This window comes from Deinococcus cellulosilyticus NBRC 106333 = KACC 11606 (assembly GCF_007990775.1).
Taxonomy (GTDB): domain Bacteria; phylum Deinococcota; class Deinococci; order Deinococcales; family Deinococcaceae; genus Deinococcus_C; species Deinococcus_C cellulosilyticus.
In genome coordinates this window covers 17,982-34,041 of record NZ_BJXB01000037.1, presented here as the reverse complement: position 1 = coordinate 34,041, position 16,060 = coordinate 17,982, and the positions used below count along the sequence as shown (strand labels likewise).

The 16,060-nt window shown below is 57.5% G+C and carries 13 protein-coding genes; 9 read left to right on the top strand and 4 right to left on the bottom strand.

The annotated features are described in order from the left end of the window. Positions 1-129: 129 nt before the first annotated feature. Positions 130-306: a hypothetical protein gene (locus DC3_RS29385; protein ID WP_186816267.1), complete on the bottom strand. Its 177-nt coding sequence runs from the start codon at positions 304-306 to the stop codon at positions 130-132. 240 nt (positions 307-546) lie between these two features. Here DC3_RS29385 and DC3_RS25485 point away from each other — a divergent pair, with 240 nt between their 5' ends. The 6 genes from DC3_RS25485 (at position 547) to DC3_RS25460 (ending at position 10,198) form a co-directional block, all read left to right on the top strand. Further along, a complete protein-coding gene (locus DC3_RS25485; protein WP_146890334.1) occupies positions 547-915 on the top strand; it encodes a hypothetical protein in 369 nt (122 codons plus the stop codon). Positions 916-1,290: 375 nt separating this feature from the next. Further along, complete coding sequence (locus DC3_RS25480) at positions 1,291-2,394, top strand: GAF domain-containing protein (protein ID WP_146890331.1); 1,104 nt, start codon at positions 1,291-1,293, stop codon at positions 2,392-2,394. Positions 2,395-2,527: 133 nt separating this feature from the next. Further along, entirely contained in the window at positions 2,528-4,189 is a 1,662-nt protein-coding gene (locus tag DC3_RS25475; RefSeq protein ID WP_146890368.1) for a peptidoglycan DD-metalloendopeptidase family protein, read from the top strand. A gap of 545 nt (positions 4,190-4,734) precedes the next feature. Beyond that, the gene (locus tag DC3_RS25470; protein ID WP_146890328.1) at positions 4,735-7,653 is read left to right on the top strand and encodes a DEAD/DEAH box helicase; all 2,919 of its coding nucleotides are present in this window, start codon (positions 4,735-4,737) and stop codon (positions 7,651-7,653) included. A gap of 68 nt (positions 7,654-7,721) precedes the next feature. Next, positions 7,722-9,401: a TnsB C-terminal domain-containing protein gene (locus DC3_RS25465; RefSeq protein WP_146890324.1), complete on the top strand. Its 1,680-nt coding sequence runs from the start codon at positions 7,722-7,724 to the stop codon at positions 9,399-9,401. Beyond that, positions 9,398-10,198, top strand: a complete 801-nt coding sequence (locus DC3_RS25460) for a TniB family NTP-binding protein (protein WP_186816266.1) — start codon at positions 9,398-9,400, stop codon at positions 10,196-10,198. The genes DC3_RS25465 and DC3_RS25460 overlap by 4 nt, the downstream gene beginning before the upstream one ends. Here DC3_RS25460 and DC3_RS25455 read toward each other — a convergent pair. Then, entirely contained in the window at positions 10,152-10,898 is a 747-nt protein-coding gene (locus DC3_RS25455; RefSeq protein WP_146890318.1) for an MBL fold metallo-hydrolase, read from the bottom strand. The genes DC3_RS25460 and DC3_RS25455 overlap by 47 nt on opposite strands. A 29-nt stretch (positions 10,899-10,927) precedes the next feature. On the opposite strand from DC3_RS25455, the gene DC3_RS25450 reads away from it, so the two are divergent. Beyond that, positions 10,928-11,575, top strand: a complete 648-nt coding sequence (locus tag DC3_RS25450; RefSeq protein ID WP_146890315.1) for a hypothetical protein — start codon at positions 10,928-10,930, stop codon at positions 11,573-11,575. Between the two features lie 41 nt (positions 11,576-11,616). Here DC3_RS25450 and DC3_RS25445 read toward each other — a convergent pair whose 3' ends face one another. Next, positions 11,617-14,145 carry a heavy metal translocating P-type ATPase gene (locus DC3_RS25445; protein ID WP_146890312.1) on the bottom strand — a complete coding sequence of 843 codons (2,529 nt, stop codon included), beginning with the start codon at positions 14,143-14,145 and terminating at the stop codon, positions 11,617-11,619. Between the two features lie 222 nt (positions 14,146-14,367). Here DC3_RS25445 and DC3_RS25440 point away from each other — a divergent pair, with 222 nt between their 5' ends. Continuing rightward, a complete protein-coding gene (locus tag DC3_RS25440) occupies positions 14,368-14,571 on the top strand; it encodes a CopZ family metallochaperone (RefSeq protein WP_146890309.1) in 204 nt (67 codons plus the stop codon). Positions 14,572-14,573: 2 nt separating this feature from the next. Next, the gene (locus DC3_RS25435) at positions 14,574-14,909 is read left to right on the top strand and encodes a metal-sensitive transcriptional regulator (RefSeq protein ID WP_146890306.1); all 336 of its coding nucleotides are present in this window, start codon (positions 14,574-14,576) and stop codon (positions 14,907-14,909) included. A gap of 56 nt (positions 14,910-14,965) precedes the next feature. On the opposite strand, the gene DC3_RS25430 is transcribed toward DC3_RS25435, so the two are convergent. Beyond that, positions 14,966-16,042: a saccharopine dehydrogenase family protein gene (locus DC3_RS25430; RefSeq protein ID WP_146890303.1), complete on the bottom strand. Its 1,077-nt coding sequence runs from the start codon at positions 16,040-16,042 to the stop codon at positions 14,966-14,968. Between the last annotated feature and the right edge of the window lie 18 nt (positions 16,043-16,060).

Genomic DNA, 16,060 nt, shown 5'->3' with positions numbered 1-16,060 from the left:
CTGTGCCTGCCAGAATTGCAGATGCAAAAGCCCCCACCTGTCCCGTCATTGTGTGGGAGGGGTGGGGGTTTGTCTGTAAGAAATACAGGGGTGCAGGTCAGAAATCCGTCCTGCACCAGAGCAGGTCTGTCAGCGGATTCTTTCCACTTTGCTTTCAATCCTGGAAATGCCAGCAAAACCAGCGATCACCAGAATGGGGCCGGAAACCACCATCCATTCCCACTCAAACAGGCTGCCGAACAGGGCACCGGCAAGCCCCAGCATGATCAGGTAGGTGAAGAGGTCAATGTTGAGGGTGCGCTGCATCTGAGACTCCTTGCAGACAGCGAGTGACAGCTGTCCGAATCGGGGTCAGTATAGCACGGGACCATGAAAAGGTCTCGGCCAATTGTTTCATTGCATCACCATGATAAAAGATATATATTTCACAATCTGTATGCAAAGGATTTATGTGATCTTGAACCTGCTGAATCACTTCAGAATTCCAACGGCTTGACCAGAACAGCTTGAGTTGGAAAGGGTCTCAGAAGTGTATACACTAAACAAATGGATACGCATTTTTCATGGACAATCACATTGCCTCAAGTTTTCATGACGATTGCTTGGTTGCTGGTATTGTTTTCGCTGGTAAAGTTTCGTGGAGTAAAAGGGCCAGCCAATGGACATCTGCGTTGGAAAATCGAAATGAAAGATTCTGTTCCGTATTTATTGATTGCTGTGGCATTTATGTTTCTTAGGGATCGCGACATCCTCTCAAGTCCGGATTGCTTTTTTGCAATCGCACTCTCCTTTCTTGTTGTGAGTATCATTAAAGATGTGGTTTCAAATACGCCCTGGTCTGATAGAACTTTTACCAAGATTTTAATTTTTCTTTTGGTAGGGTTTTTTATGGTGCAACTTATTGTTAGACTGTGAATAAGAATGATTGCATTGCATGCAAAGCAGCTGGTCATTTGATCCATAAACCTCAGTCGAGCACCAGTGTTGCCATTGCATGATGGTATGAGATCAAGCAACCAGAAACAAACAGCATCTACAGGCACCTCCCGTCAGCTGGGATCACCCTGGGAGAGCAGAGACACCTGCCAGCCAGACCTGAAAAAACAGCATGCACCTGGCCTTTCAGATTCCGTGCTGACCCTTCATAAAGAACCCACAGTTCTTATTGCGAACATCAATACACGACCCTCCAGACGGTAAAAGCAGGAATCAAACAACCCGCAGTCAGAAAACTGTGCGGGTCCATTTGCAACAATCTTGTGATGGCCCGCAGGCCGCCCTGGAGCCCACATGCAGAAATCCAAAACCGCCAACACCCTGAAGAGCACCCTGATGTTGCTGCTGGCTGGACTTTTGCTGCCCCTCTTGTGGCCCGGTGTGCTCCTGAACCTGTTGAAGTCTGTGGGAATTGAGACGGGGCATGACCACGACTGGTCGGACAGTCTGGTGGTTTTGCAGGTGGGCAGTGACCTGCTGACTTTTCTGGCTTATACCGCCATTGCTTCCACGCTGGGTGTGCTGGTGTTTCAGAACCGCAAGCAGATCCCATTTCACCGCATTTTGCTCTCTTTTGGGCTTTTCATTGTCGCCTGTGGCCTGACCCACCTGATGCATGTGGTGACCCGCTACAGTCCGGTAAATGACCTCGATGCCTACATCCGGGCTGTCACCGCAATCGTCAGTGTCATCACTGCTGTGGCCCTTCCGCCAATGCTTCCACGGGTCAGGTCCCTGCTGGAAGCCCAGCAGGTGCTCAGGCACAAACAGCTGGAACTGGAAAGCTCCCGGCAGGCCCTGGAGGAACAGAACAGGGCTTTGCAGCGTGCCCATCTGGACCTGCTGGAAGCAAGAGACCACGCCGAGTTTCATGCCTCACTGGGTGACCTGTTGCAGACCGTGCATGATCCAGATGTCCTGGCCGATCAGGCCCTGGAAAAACTGGGACCGGCCCTCAAAGCCGAGCAGATCACCCTGATTCGCATTCAGCAGGGGCGCGCAAAGCTCTGGCATGCCTGGGGGGATTTCAAACCTGCGCTCATTGCCTTCCTGATGGGGGAGGGGACACCCATTGAGGATCTGGTGGTGCTCAGAAACGTGGTGCAGACTGCACAGCGCTACTACACCCAGCAATACAGCGACATTGCGGGAGCCCGCAACGTCAGTGAGCACCGGATCTCTGCGGCGTTTGAGCCCATTGTCAAACCCAGCGGTGAGGTGGTGGCCGTGATTGCCTTCAGCCGTTCTGTTGATCTGCCCTGGACCGAGCAGGAGCAGGTTCTGGCTGCGAGGGCTGCATCCATCCTCGCTGTTGCTCTGGATCGAACAGAGCTGCAGATGGCCCTGCAGGCACAGGAACAGGCTCTGCTTGAGGCGCAACAATGGCATTCCGAATGATGAACAGAAACAATATTAATTTCACAAGCAAAATAAAAACCTTTATCGTTCACAAACAGATCCAATTGTAGACCAGCCTGCCATCCCTGCAGAATCTTCACCTTTTCCTCAGCTGCCCCCTGAGAATGAAGTCATGACCCACCAGCGATTCTTGTTGCTCTGTCTGGCCCTGGGGGCCCATGCTTTGGCGCACAGTGGTGCGCCGTTGAAAGACAGCCAGTTGCCGAAGCCCGCACAGCAGTTCGGTTTGCCGTTTGCCAGCCCTCCCGGTCCGGCTTCGTGGTTGCTGGGGCAGGTGTACGGAAACACCACCGGGGCTTACAGGCAACGGAATTCCACGTACCGGGCCGGCCAGGGGATTCATTTCGGGCTGGATTTCTCTGCGGCGTGTGGCACGCCCGTGGTCGCCATCGGGGATGGGGTGGTGCAGGATGTGGACGGTCCACACGGTTCGCCGCCGCACAACCTGATCATCGATCACGGCAATGGTCTGGCGAGTTTTTACGGTCATCTGCAAAAACGTCCCTCTCTGAAGGTGGGGCAGCGGGTCAAGAAGGGTCAGGTGGTGGGGCTCAGTGGGGACAGCCAGTTCACCTGCCGGAGTGCGCCGCACCTGCATCTGGAAATCCGGGACACCAGCCACATGCGGTTTTTCAACCCGATTCCGTACATCAAGGCAGACTGGGACACCCTTTTCGTGCAGGGTGGTTTTTCGCGGGGATTCCAGCGGGATCTGGCGAACATCCGGAAGTGGCAGCATCCTGAGGACCAGCCTCAGGCGTTTCGGGGTGGGGCACTCCTGAACCGGTTTGCACTCAGCTGGCCCCCAGATGAACCCCAGGACACCCCCCAGCAGGGGAAATTCTCGGGGTACCGGCCTGTAAAGACCAGCTGGCCTGAAAAAGACACCCGCATCACCACCGGGGGGTGTTGTGTGCTGCCGGTGTTCACGCCGGACAGCAGGCAACTGATGTTCATTGACCGACCCTCCAGCCAGAGTCCGGTGGGGTGGTACGGGGTGAGGCCCGGGCAGAAACCCCAGGCCATGCTGCCGCTGGGTTTTTATTCACCAGACCTCAGGCACCAGGTGCTGCCTTCCACCCCTGCAGGCACGCGCATCAAACGCCTCACAGATGGAAAAACCGTCACACTTTCCGGTGAGGTGGGGAACGTGTTGTGGTCTCCGCAAGGGTCCCGTTTTGTGTGGAACGAAAGCCAGAATACAGGCAACTTCGATGAGCGCCAGACCCGCATTCGCATTTCTGCATTCGGGCAGACCCCCCGAACTCTGGCCACTGTTTATGGTGGGGGAGCCCAGGGTTTTCTGGATGAGGAAACCCTGCTGGTGCTGGGCAAGACCGACCCGAAGTCCGATAACCGGACCCTTTACACACTGGACCTGAAAAGCGGGAAGACCCGCAAGCTGGAAACCGCCCTCAACATCCGTGGGGTGGCCATCAGCCCGAAAGGCAGCTGGATCGCCTACTTCCTGGCCTTCAACAAGGACCGCAAGAATGGCCTGTTTGTGGTGAACCGGGACGGCAGGAAACTTCAGGTGCCCGGATTTGGTTCGTACCGCTGGAGGGACGACGACACCTTGCTGACGGTTCCCCTCAGGGACACCTCTGGGGCCCACACCGTGTACCGGTGGACGGTCGGGCAGAAAGACATGAAGGAGCTTGTCCGGCTCTCGGGAAAAATCAGTTACGACCAGTGGACCATCTCGCCCGATGGGCAGAATCTGGCTTACGTCAGTGGCAAAGACAGGAACATTTACGGACTGAAGTTGCCGTGATGGGTTCAGATCAGCTTCCTCTGAATTTTCATTGATCACAGGGATGTCAGTTGCAATCTGTTCTGATATCAATCTAGAAATTTTGCATTCTGATTTGATACCATTTTCCACCAGGTAATAGTTCAAGCCAGAGCCCAAGCATCATTCGCTGTTTTGACCAAAAGCCTCTATGCTGCCGAAAGGGTAGTGGAAACCCAACTTCAAATGCCAGATTGCAGGATCAGGACGAACGTGCAGGGTTTCCTGCTTCCCTAGCCCTCAATTGAATCAATTAGGCATTATGTCTAAATGCGCGGTGATGCTGCTCAGCAATTCGGAATGTCCATCTTGCTCTTGTTTTCAGACCCAGGTGCTCAATAGAATCATTTATTGCGGTAAGGGATTTCCCCTATACTATGACGTATCCCAAAGAATTCACTTGCCAAACATATCATTTCTTTCGATGCGTGAGTTGCTCAAAACATAACACAGTGTCAAATTTAACACTTGAGTGATGATTCAATAGAAGTGGTTGTTTCAGAGATTGCAATGGGCTACGGTAAGATATGTCCTTCTTTTCAGAGCGGCAACAATACCTTCAATTTTTCCCCAACGGGGCAGAACTTTCCCTCCGCAAAAACCAAAGGGGTGCCATTCACGCCCTTGCAGCCCACTTCACTTTGCACGACACCCCCGCCATCATCACCATGCCCACAGGATCAGGAAAAACCACAGTGATCTGTGCCACCCCGTTCCTGTTGAAAGCCAAGAGGGTGCTCGTGATTGCGCCCAGTGTGATGCTGAAAGGTCACATGGCAAATGCCTTCACCACCCTCAACAGCCTCAAAAAGACAGGTCTGTTCACCCTTGACGCTGCCCCCAAAGTCAAAGTCGTCACCGGGACGGTCAAGACCCCAGAAGCCTGGGAAGAACTCCGGGCATTCGATGTGGTGGTGGTGACCCCACACACGGTGAGTCCTGCCCGCCTGCAGGTGCCCCTCCCCAGTGAAGATTTGTTTGATGTGGTGATTGTGGACGAAGCGCACCATTCCCCTGCCCACACCTGGAATGAGCTGCTGGATGCTTTCCCCCGAGCCCAGCGGGTGCTTTTCACGGCCACCCCTTACCGCTCAGACAGCTTGGAACTGAACGGCGAACATGTGTACACCTATCCCACCTTGAAAGCTTTCGAGGACAAGATTTTTGGTGAGGTGAATCCACAACGCATCACTCCACAAGACGGAGAAACGGCAGACCTCGCCATCGCACGCCAGGCCGAAATCACCCTCATGCAAGACCGGGGCCGGGGACACCACCATTACGTGCTGGCCCGCGCAGCCACCAAGGACCACGCGGAGGCCCTGCTGGACGTGTACGGCAAAAACACCTCACTGCGCATGCAAATCATTTACAGCAAACACACCCTCAAACACAACCAGGGCATCCTGGATTTGCTGGAACAGGGCGAACTCGACGGCATCATCACCGTGGACATGCTCTCAGAAGGGGTGGACATCCCACGCTTCAAGATCGCTGCTGTGCATGCCCTGCACAAATCCCTGGCCATCACCTTGCAGTTCATTGGCCGTTTCGCCCGAACTGGAGAGGACAAGGTGGGTCCAGCCAGCTTCATTTACACCCCATCCGACGGGCTGAATGCAGAAATCGAACGGCTGTACGAAGAGGACGCCGTTTGGGCCACCCTGCTCCCGCAACTCGCCGATGCCCGGATCGAAAAAGAAGAGGAAGACAAAGCCTTCTTTCAGGGCTTCGACCCGGGATCGTTTGATTATGCGGATTTCGCAGGTTTCTCCCTGTTCTCCCTGCGGCCCTACCACCACGTGAAAGTCTACGACCTGCCGGACGGATTTGAGATCCCAGAAAGTGTCACCCTGGAGTCCAACCACCGCACGGTGTTCAAGAAAGACTACCCCAAAGCGCGCGTTTCGGTGCTGATCTTCAGGTACCTCGACAAACCCAAGTGGATCCGCAGTGATTTCCTGACCCAGTACCATTACGAACTGTGCATTGTGTACCACAACAAAGAACACGGGTTTTTGTTCATCAGTTCCACCGAAAAAACCGAACAATTCTACCAGCAGATCCTCAAGCACTTCATTGCCTCCACAGTCTCTGCGTTGCCCTCCCCGGTCTCCATGTCCATCACCAACAAATCCCTCCACAACCTCACCCAGGTGCAGGTCTTTAACGTGGGCATGCGCAAAATCCGCGGCAACAGGGACGAAACGTACCTCTACCGCATCGGCAACCGCGCAGACAATGTGATCGACAGCGCTGACGGCAAGATCTACGACCGGGGGCACGCGTTCTGCAAAGCGCAGGAGAACGGCAAAGACGTCACCCTGGGTTTCAGTTCAGCTGCAAAAGTGTGGAGCAACCGCACCGACAAGATTCCTGATTTCATCCACTGGTGCGACGCCCTGGCCATCAAATTCCGCAACGGCAGCAACCCAGTCACGGGAACAAACCTGGATTACCTGGGGGTGCGTGAACCCATCGCCAGCCTCAAAGGTTTTGACCTGCTCACCATCGATTGGAACCCCAGGTTCTATGAGGAGCCAGGAAAACTGACCGTGGAGGTGCATGGTCAACCCCAACTCCTCTCCCCTGAGGACGCCCACCTGTGGATCGATTACGAGTCCATCAAGAATGACCGGTTCGAGTTCCACCTGGAAATCGGCTCCCTGACCATCAAAATGATGTACCTGCTGGGGTCAACCTTTCGGGTTGAGAACATGGACGAGAAAATCACCTGTTCCTTTGTGGACCAGCAGGGCCGAACCCTTGAGATCGGGGAATACTTCCAGAGTCACCCCCCAGTGTTCCGCTGCGTGAACGGTGACATGATTGAAGGCCGTGAAGCCATCCGGCTTTCCAGTTTGCCCAAAAGCCCTTTCGATGCCCAACTCATTCAAGCCATCGACTGGCGGGGAGCAGGAGTGGACATCTCAAAGGAGTTCGGCACACCCAACTCCATTCACAACTGGCTGGAACAGCGCCTGGTGGGTGCCGCGCAGGCAGATGACGTGGTCTTCTATGACCACGGCTCAGGGGAAACCGGCGACTTCATCACTTTTGCCGTAAAAGAAGACTGCATCCACATCCACATTTATCACGTCAAATCCTGCAAAAATCGCGTGGTGGGAGAGCGGGTCAGTGACGTGTACGAGGTGTGTGGACAGGTGATCAAGTCTGTGAAATTCAGGGATTTGCCCCCCGCAGAGATGTTCAAAAAAATCAAACACCGCTTCGAGAACACCTCTGGAAAGAAGTTCTGCAATGGAGATCTTGCAAAACTGGAAACCTTGCTGAAATCCCGCTTGCCCATCGAGATTCACATTGGCCTGGTGCAGCCAGGAATGGCGGCCAGCAAAATCACCGAGCGTACAAGCAACGTTTTGGCTGCCACACAGGCCTACATCATGGCGCAGTGTGCCGGTTTCCTGGCCCTGGGTTCTTCATGAAGGGCAAAAACGAAATCATCCCTGTTCCTCAGGGTTCAGTGGCAAAACACACCCAGTAAGATGAAAAGATGACCTCCCCGAAGTATGCCCGCGCCACCCGAGCCCTGGAGCACCTTCTCCCATACTTCCGGGAAAGAGGCAGCACCGGCATCCCTAAATCACACGAAGCGAAACTCTGCCAGCAAGCCCACATCTCCGTTCCCACCCTCCGCCGTTACTACAAGAAATTCCTGGACCTCGGTGGTCACCAGCACGCCGTCAGCATTCCCGACTTCCTCGAAGGCCGCAAAACACAACTTCGAAAGCACACCCTGAGTCCCGAAGTCGAACAACTCCTGCAAACCCTGATCGACCAGCACTGGTTGATCCCCCTGGGCAGTCCCACCTTTCGCCCCTACACCCTCCAGGCCATGCTGGACCTCATCCACGACCACTGCACAGAAAAGAACCTGCCCAAACCCAGCTACAACACCCTCAAGAACCGCCTCCAGCGGCGGGAGAAACAGGACCCCAAAAAGTATGCCCGCCTCAGGGAAGGGGAAGAAATCGCCCGCAGCAGGGAGCCCCGACTGGGCGTCAGTCCAGAAAGACACTTCGGCGAGCGCATCCAGATGGACGGGACCCTGCTGGACTTCTTCGTGAGGGACGGCAAACTGCAGGTCAAAAGAAGCAGCAACAAGCGGCCTCAAGTCAAATCCATGCACACCCGGTACTGGATCACCGTGGCGGTCGACGAAGGCACCTCCCTGTTCCTGAATTTCAGCCTGACCGAACACACCAAATCGGCCTTTGAAACCCTCCGAACCCTCCGGGGCATCCTGCTGAACCAGAAGGAGCACCACCAGGCCCTGGGGGTGGAGAACACTTTGCCTCCGCTGGGGATCCCTAAAGAACTCTTCACGGACCGGGGCAGTGAATTCGTCAACCACTCCCTGAAACGGTTTTGCCTTCAGTACGGGGTGACCTTCCAGGCCATCCCCTCAGCCCCTCACCTCAGGGGCCGCATTGAACGCCTGATCGGCCTGATCAACGAAGCCCTCCGGCACCTCCCAGGGTCCACCCTGAATCGCCACCGCATGAGGGGCAAAACCGGACAGGACTACGCCTGCTTTGGGGAAAAAGACCTGGAGCGTTACCTGACCCAGTACCTGCTGGACCGCCTCAATGTGCAAGTGAAAAGGGGAGAGACGATCAGCCGCCTGCAAAACGCCTGGGTGCAGGTGAGCGAGGGAAAAAGCCAGTTCACTCCCATCCCAGCACAGGACCATGGCAGGATCCAGAACATGCTGCTGCCCTGTGTCCAGCGTTCCTTGCAGAAAGGAGGGGTGCAGTGGAAGAAGAGGCATTACGTGTCCTTCCACCCGGATTTTCTGAACCTGGTGCGCCGCAGGAAAGGCCTGGGGGAAGTCACGGTGCTCTTTGATCCCCACAACATCCAGCAGGTGTGGCTCATCCACCCCGAAACCCAGGAGTTGCTGGAACTGTTCTGCAAGGACATCCCCAGCCCCACCAGCGTGTGGCGGTGGGAGGAGGCCAGGAAACAACTGGAGTTGGAACTGAAACCCGCCCGCAGTGCCCACCAAATTTACCACAAAGTGCTGCAGATGCAAGCAGCCACCCCTGAACACCGCCCGCCAGAAACCCAGGCAGCACCGGAGGCCTCCGCCGTTTTCCGGTTCCCTTCAACCCAGTGGCCCCGCTTTGCCATAGAGGAAGCACCCCCACCTTCCAACCGGGGCCGGGGTTGAGCTTCTCCCGCGAAGCTTTGATTGAGTCCCGGGAATCCGCCTGGTTCCTGATTCCTGAACGCGAAACTTTGTTGCAGCGGCTTTCCTTCCTGGTCACCGATCCCCCCAGACACCGGGAACGCAGCCTGGCCTTGATTGGACCTGCAAACTCCGGGAAGAGCCGCCTGATCACCCAATTCATGAAAATGCACCCTGCAGTGTTCGGGGAGGAACTGGACCTCAAACCCATCTTGCTGCTGCGCATGTCCCCCCTCAGGAACACCTCCCAGCTGGTGGACCGCCTGCTCGCCCTGGTCACGCCCGTGAAAGTCAGTGGGAACGAAGACGCCCGCACCGAACACCTCCTCAACCTGCTGGACGTGGTGGGCACCAGGGTCATCGTGCTGGATGAATTCCATGACGTGCTGAGTGTCGGGACACAAACCCGCCACCACATGCTCACCAAAATCAAAGACCTCAACAACGCCGGGCTTCGCATCGTCCCGGTGGGCACTGAGCGCATGGTGGACGCCCTGTCCATCAACCCGGAACCCTCCACCCGCTTCACCCGGACCAAGATGGATGCCCTGACTTTTGAGGACAGCCTGGGCGTGGCCCTGGCGTTCTTCGCCCACCTGAAGCTGGAGGAATGGACAGACACCTACCAGAAAGCGGCAGAGATGGTGTACGTGCGCACATCGGGCATCATCGGCAACCAGCTGGACGTGCTGGAAGACGTGGTGCTGCAAGCCACCCAATCAGGAGCAAAGGTCACTTCAAGGCTGTATCAGGACACCCTGGAACGCCTCGGTTTTTGACCCTTTCAGGGGAACTCCAGGCGTCCAGCACGTTCCCTCCAGACACTTCCCCTCCGTGGTGGGCAATGAGGTGCTGAACGTCCAGCCCAGCGAGGCGGCTCAGGGAGTGTGTGGCCTGAGCAACGTCCATGGAATTGTCGGGAAACACCGCTCGCCCTTCTTTCACCATCACGGCGTCCCCGGCCACCAGCACCCCAGTGTCAGGGTGGAACACACTCAGGTGCCCCGGGGTGTGCCCGGGCGTGAAAATCACCTTCCACCCGCCCGGTAGGACTTCCCCTTCAGACAAGGTCCGGTTCACCTGCACGGGTACAGATCCCCGACCCAGTTGCAAAGCCAGTTCAGCAGGGAGCTGAGCCAGCAGGTGTGCTGGCGGAGTGCGGAGGGGAGGCAAGGTGCCCTCCAGTTGGGGTTTTTCTTCCAGGCCTGCCCACACCTGTGCTCCGGTGAGGTCCTGCAAAGCACGTGCCGATCCAGCATGGTCGATGTCCGAGTGGGTCAGCACGATGGCCTTCAGGTCCGAAGTGTCATGTCCGAGTTGCTGGATGAAGTCCAGGATCTGCATTTCCGCTCCGGGCAACCCGGTGTCGATGAGGGTCAGGCCATGCTGGGAGTCAGAAAGCAGGGTGAGGTGGAAGGTGCGACGGAAGGGACCGAACTCCTGCTGGAGGAGGAGCACATGAAAAGAAGGCTTCTGCATGCACTGAGTTTGCCGGTATGCTGGGTAAAATGGACACCGAAATTTTACCCAGCCTGCAGGTCCATGACCCTGCAACAGTGCACCTGCTCACCCACCCCCGCAGCCTGCAGCACCTCGGGGTGTTCCTCGGGCAGGAAAAAACCGTCCGGGAGGCCGCCCAGGATCTGGGTCTGGAACCTCACCGCATGCTGTACTGGGTGAAAAAACTCCTCTCTGCCGGACTGATCCGGGAGGTCAGAACAGCAAAACAGCAGGGCAAAACCATCCGCTGGTACCGGGCGGTGGCCGACCGGTTCGACATCCCGCTGAAGCACATTCCCTCCGGCACCCTGGAGGACCTGATGGGGCACTTCGATGCCCACCAGGCCCGGCACCTCACCCGGGAACTGGTTGAAACCACCCACCGGAGTGTGCTGGACGTGCACCGGCACCAGGTGTGGATCGGTGGGGTGGGTGAAGTCCAACTCGACCTCGGCACCGACGGCCGGCGACTCCATGGGCACCTCCTGCAAGAAGGGTTGCCTGCGGTGCTCACCCACTGGGCGACCCTCTCCCTGAGCCAGGAGCAGGCCAAACAATTGCAGCAGGAACTCGCCCAGGTGATCTCCCGGTACCAGAAGCCTTCCGGAAGCCAGAAGCACCTGTTGCGCATTGCCCTCACGCCCGTCCACACATGAAAAAACCCCAGGGGTCACCTGGGGTTCTGGAGCTCTGGACTTCAGGCCTGCACGGTCCGGCTGGACACAGGATTCTGCCCTGCATCCTGCACGTTCACGGGAGGCCTGAAGGAGCGGAGCCTGAGGGCGTTGGTCAGCACGAACACACTCGACAGGCCCATGGCTGCGGCGGCCAACACAGGGGAGAGGGACCAGCCGAGGGTGCTTTGCACCACCCCTGCAGCCACCGGGATCAGCACGATGTTGTAGGCAAAGGCCCAGAACAGGTTGAACTTGATGTTCTTCAAAGTGGACTTGCTTAAAGAGATGGCGTTGGGAACCCCGCGCATGTCCCCGGCCATCAGGATCACATCTGCGGTTTCGATGGCCACGTCCGTTCCGGTGCCAATGGCCAGACCCACGTCTGCCTGGGCGAGGGCTGGAGCGTCGTTGATGCCGTCTCCCACGAAGATCACCTTGCCCTGCTGTTGCAGCGTTTTCACTGCGTCGGCTTTGCCAGAGGGCAGCACTTCTGCCAGCACCTGATCGATCCCGAGTTGACGGCCAATGGCCTCTGCAGTGTTTTTGTTGTCCCCGGTGATCATGGCGACCTTCAGGCCCATGCTTTGCAGGGCTTTGATGGCCTCAGGTGTGCTTGACTTGATGGGGTCAGAGACCGCAATGATGGCAGCAAGTTTTCCATCCACAGCAGCATACAGGGGGGTTTTGCCTTCATTTCCCAGGTTTTGTGCCTGCTGTGTGAAGCTGGAGACATCGAGGCCCAGTTTGGCCATGTAGCGGTCTGCCCCCACCTGCACCTTGCGGCCAGACACTGAAGCCTCCAGACCAAATCCGGGAACGGCATTGAAGGAATCTGCTTTCAGAAGGTCCACCCCGCGCAATTCGGCCCCTTTGACGATGGCATCTGCCACGGGGTGCTCACTGCTGCGTTCGGCGCTGGCGACCAGGGCCAGAACATCCCGTTCATTGAAGCCAGGTTGCACCACAAAATCGGTGAGGGTGGGTTTGCCTTCGGTGAGGGTGCCAGTCTTGTCCACGGCCACGATGTCGGCTTTCTGCAGCATTTCCAGGGCTTCACCGTTCTTGAAGAGCACCCCGAGTTCTGCGGCTTTGCCGGTTCCCACCATGATGGAGGTGGGGGTGGCGAGGCCCATGGCGCAGGGGCAGGCGATGATCAGCACGGCCACCGTGTGGACCAGGGCATTGGAGAGGGCATTTTCTCCACCAAAAATCAGCCAGAGGAGGAAAGTCAGTACTGCAATCACCAGCACGATGGGCACGAAGACCGCCACCACTTTGTCTGCCAGCCCCTGGATGGGGGGTTTGGACCCCTGGGCTCTTTCCACCAGTTTGATGATCTGGGCAAGTGCGGTGTCTGCCCCAATGCGGGTGGCTTTGAAGGTGAGGACCCCGTGCTGGTTGATGGTCCCACCGGTCACTTTGCTGCTTTTCGTTTTCTCGACGGGGATGGGTTCTCCGGTGATCATGCTTTCATCGACGAAACTCTGGCCTTCGAGCACTTCACCGTCCACCGGGATCTTTTCCCCAGGGCGCACCAGAATCTGTTCCATCAGGCGCACATCGTCCACCGAGATTTCCATCTCCTGACCATTCCGGATCACCCGTGCAGATTTGGCCTGCAGGGACAGCAGTTTCTTCATGGCCTCGCTGGATTTGCCTTTGGCGATGGCCTCAAAGTACTTGCCGAGCAGCACCAGGGTGATGACCACACCCGAAGCCTCGTAATACACGTGAGCCGTGCCTTTTGGGAAAATGCCAGGGAAGAAGGTGGCCACCACGCTGTAAACGAATGCGGCGGTGGTGCCAATCATCACCAGGGTGTTCATGTCCGGGCTTCTGTGCTTGAGGGCTTTCCATCCGCCCCGGTAAAAACGCATGCCCGGACCAAATTGCACGGGGGTGGCCAGAGCCAGCATCAACAGGTTCATGCCCATGATGTCTCCCCAGGGTCCAGGCCAGTGGCCGAGTCGGTCCATCAGCCACATGTGGATGGGCATGTAAAGCATGGGCACCATGGCGATCAGGAACAGGGGAATCGAGAACACGGATGCCACAGTGAGCTGGTTTTTGAGTTTGCGCAGTTCCTCTTCCCGGGCTTTTTTCTCGGCGTCTTCTTGCTGGGTCCCTTGTTGGGTTTCGATGACTTCGTACCCGGCATCCCGCACCGCCTGTTTGAGCTGGGCAGGGGAGACGGTGGTGGGGAGGTAGTGCACGGTGGCCCGCTCACTGGCGAGGTTCACGGAGGCCGAGAGCACCCCCTGTTGTTTCTTCAGGGCGCGTTCCACGCGGGACACGCAATTGGCGCAGGTCATGCCCGAGATGGGGAGTTCGATGTCGCTGACCACGGCTTCGTAGCCCACGTCTTTGACTTTCTCAATCAGGGCTTGCGGACTGGTTTTTCCCTCATCAAAGGTGATGACGGCCCGTTCGGTGGCGAGGTTGACGCCCACGTCTTCCACACCTTCGACTTTTTTGAGTCCCCGTTCGACCCTGCCCACGCAGGCGGCGCAGGTCATGCCCTGGACGCCGAGTTCAATGGTTGTGCTCATGCTTGCCTCCTGTCCCCCTGAGGGGGGTATGAAACCACTATATCCCCCTCAGGGGGATTGGTCAAGCGGAAGCCTGGTTGTTCCTCCGCAGCAACGGCCCTGGAAAATCAGCACTGAAAGTGACATTTATCCCACTTGCGGTGTTCGTTGCCCCTTGCGTGCAGTTCCGAAAAGCCCTATACTGGTCCCATATCCCCCCGAGGGGGAAGAAGGAGAAAGAGCATGACTGTCGAACTGAACATCAGCGGAATGAGCTGTGGACACTGCGAAAAAGCCGTCAAGAGTGCGCTCAAAAGCGTTGCTGGCGTGGAGAATGCCGAAGTGAACCTCCAGCAGGGCACCGCCACTGTGGAAGGGAATGCCGATGTGCAAGCCCTGATCCAGGCGGTCACTGAAGAGGGTTACGGGGCAACGGTCCGGAACTGAACATGAAAAAAACCGACAGCAAAACCGAAGATGTGGGCTGCCATCCCACCCACACCGACACCCACCTGTGCATGCCTGAAGACGCCAGAAAACGGGCCAACCGCAGGCTTGCCATCGCCCGGGGCCATGTGGAGAGCATCCAGCGGATGCTGGAAGACCCCAACGTGTACTGCATGGATGTCCTCAGGCAGATCAAGGCAGTGCAGGGGGCACTCAGTGGGGTGGCCGGAGTGGTCCTCAAGGGTCACCTGGAAGCGCACGTCGCCACGGCCAGTGAGCGGGGAGACGCCACCGAACTCGTCGATGAACTGCTTGAAGCCATGAAACTCACCCAGTAAAATCCAGCACCAGCTGCCCCCCACCCTGCGGTGGGGGGTTCAACTTTGAAGGGGCATCACCCCCCGAGGTGCAACTGGACCCCGCAGGTGGCGGCAAACTGCAACGCCCCCTCTGCAGACAGCACCTGCTCGCTGTGGAACACCCCTCCAGGCAACCCCTGACGCAGGATTTGTGCTGCACTCCAGCCGGCCATCTGCCCGGTGATCTGGCCTTCCCCCCGTCCCAGCAGGCCCTCCTGCCACACGGTCTTCTGGCCTTGCAGGGTGCCGCGGGCTTCCACCGAGAGGCCGAACACCTCACTCCCCACATGGAAACGCCCGAACACCTCCTCCAGCATGCTGCGTGCCCCCAGCCGTTCCAGCAGGGGGAACACCCCCACCCTGGAAAGGAAGGCCAGCAGGTTTGTCACCCCTCTGGAATCAAAGCACAAGCGGGTGTGCACCTCCGGGGCAGGCAGGGTCCGGGTGAGCACATGCTGGTCTGAGAAATTGAACCGGTACGCCCGCCTGTGGCCGTAAGGGTGGGGAAACCGTGCGGTCCTGCCCTGGGAGAAGGGAGGCACCGTGCCGACCTGGCCTGCCACCTGCACCTCAAAGGGCCGCATCAGGTTCTCCACCGTCCACTGCACGGCCATTTTGCCGTGGTGCTCACCGAGCCCCAGCATCACCGTGAGGTCCACCTTTTCAACACTGTCCAGGTGACTGGTGGCGTGACGGGCCAGCAGGTTGCTGAGTCCGGGGGCCAGTCCCACGCTCAGCAAGACGGTGGTGCCTGCCTCCCGGGCTTGTGGGTGCAGTTTTTCAGCCTCCCTGATGTAAGCCGGGGTGGCGGTGACATCCAGGCAGTGGATGCCCTGTTGGATGCACCCTTGCAGGAAGTGGGTGTCGGACTGCTCGGCGCACACCACCACCAGGTCCACCCCTTTCAGGGCTGGACTGTGGGTTTCGGGTTTCTGGGCGTCCAGGAATCTGGCTGTCATCCGTGGACCGTGCTTTTCGCAGAAACGCTGGGCTTGCTGCAGGTTCCGTCCGGCCACAATGATGTGGCAGTCCGTGTGGGTCAGCAGGTGCAGGGCAGCTGCCTGCCCGACCTGCCCGTACCCTCCAACCACCATCACCTGGGGTTCATGCATGTGTTGCCTCCTGTGTTG

What these genes read in the sequence shown, in the direction of transcription:
- DC3_RS29385 (WP_186816267.1), bottom strand. Translation starts at nt 306, where the DNA reads ATGCAGCGCACCCTCAACATTGACCTCTTCACCTACCTGATCATGCTG.
- DC3_RS25485 (WP_146890334.1), top strand. Translation starts at nt 547, where the DNA reads ATGGATACGCATTTTTCATGGACAATCACATTGCCTCAAGTTTTCATG.
- DC3_RS25480 (WP_146890331.1), top strand. Translation starts at nt 1,291, where the DNA reads ATGCAGAAATCCAAAACCGCCAACACCCTGAAGAGCACCCTGATGTTG.
- DC3_RS25475 (WP_146890368.1), top strand. Translation starts at nt 2,528, where the DNA reads ATGACCCACCAGCGATTCTTGTTGCTCTGTCTGGCCCTGGGGGCCCAT.
- DC3_RS25470 (WP_146890328.1), top strand. Translation starts at nt 4,735, where the DNA reads ATGTCCTTCTTTTCAGAGCGGCAACAATACCTTCAATTTTTCCCCAAC.
- DC3_RS25465 (WP_146890324.1), top strand. Translation starts at nt 7,722, where the DNA reads ATGACCTCCCCGAAGTATGCCCGCGCCACCCGAGCCCTGGAGCACCTT.
- DC3_RS25455 (WP_146890318.1), bottom strand. Translation starts at nt 10,898, where the DNA reads ATGCAGAAGCCTTCTTTTCATGTGCTCCTCCTCCAGCAGGAGTTCGGT.
- DC3_RS25450 (WP_146890315.1), top strand. Translation starts at nt 10,928, where the DNA reads ATGGACACCGAAATTTTACCCAGCCTGCAGGTCCATGACCCTGCAACA.
- DC3_RS25445 (WP_146890312.1), bottom strand. Translation starts at nt 14,145, where the DNA reads ATGAGCACAACCATTGAACTCGGCGTCCAGGGCATGACCTGCGCCGCC.
- DC3_RS25440 (WP_146890309.1), top strand. Translation starts at nt 14,368, where the DNA reads ATGACTGTCGAACTGAACATCAGCGGAATGAGCTGTGGACACTGCGAA.
- DC3_RS25435 (WP_146890306.1), top strand. Translation starts at nt 14,574, where the DNA reads ATGAAAAAAACCGACAGCAAAACCGAAGATGTGGGCTGCCATCCCACC.
- DC3_RS25430 (WP_146890303.1), bottom strand. Translation starts at nt 16,042, where the DNA reads ATGCATGAACCCCAGGTGATGGTGGTTGGAGGGTACGGGCAGGTCGGG.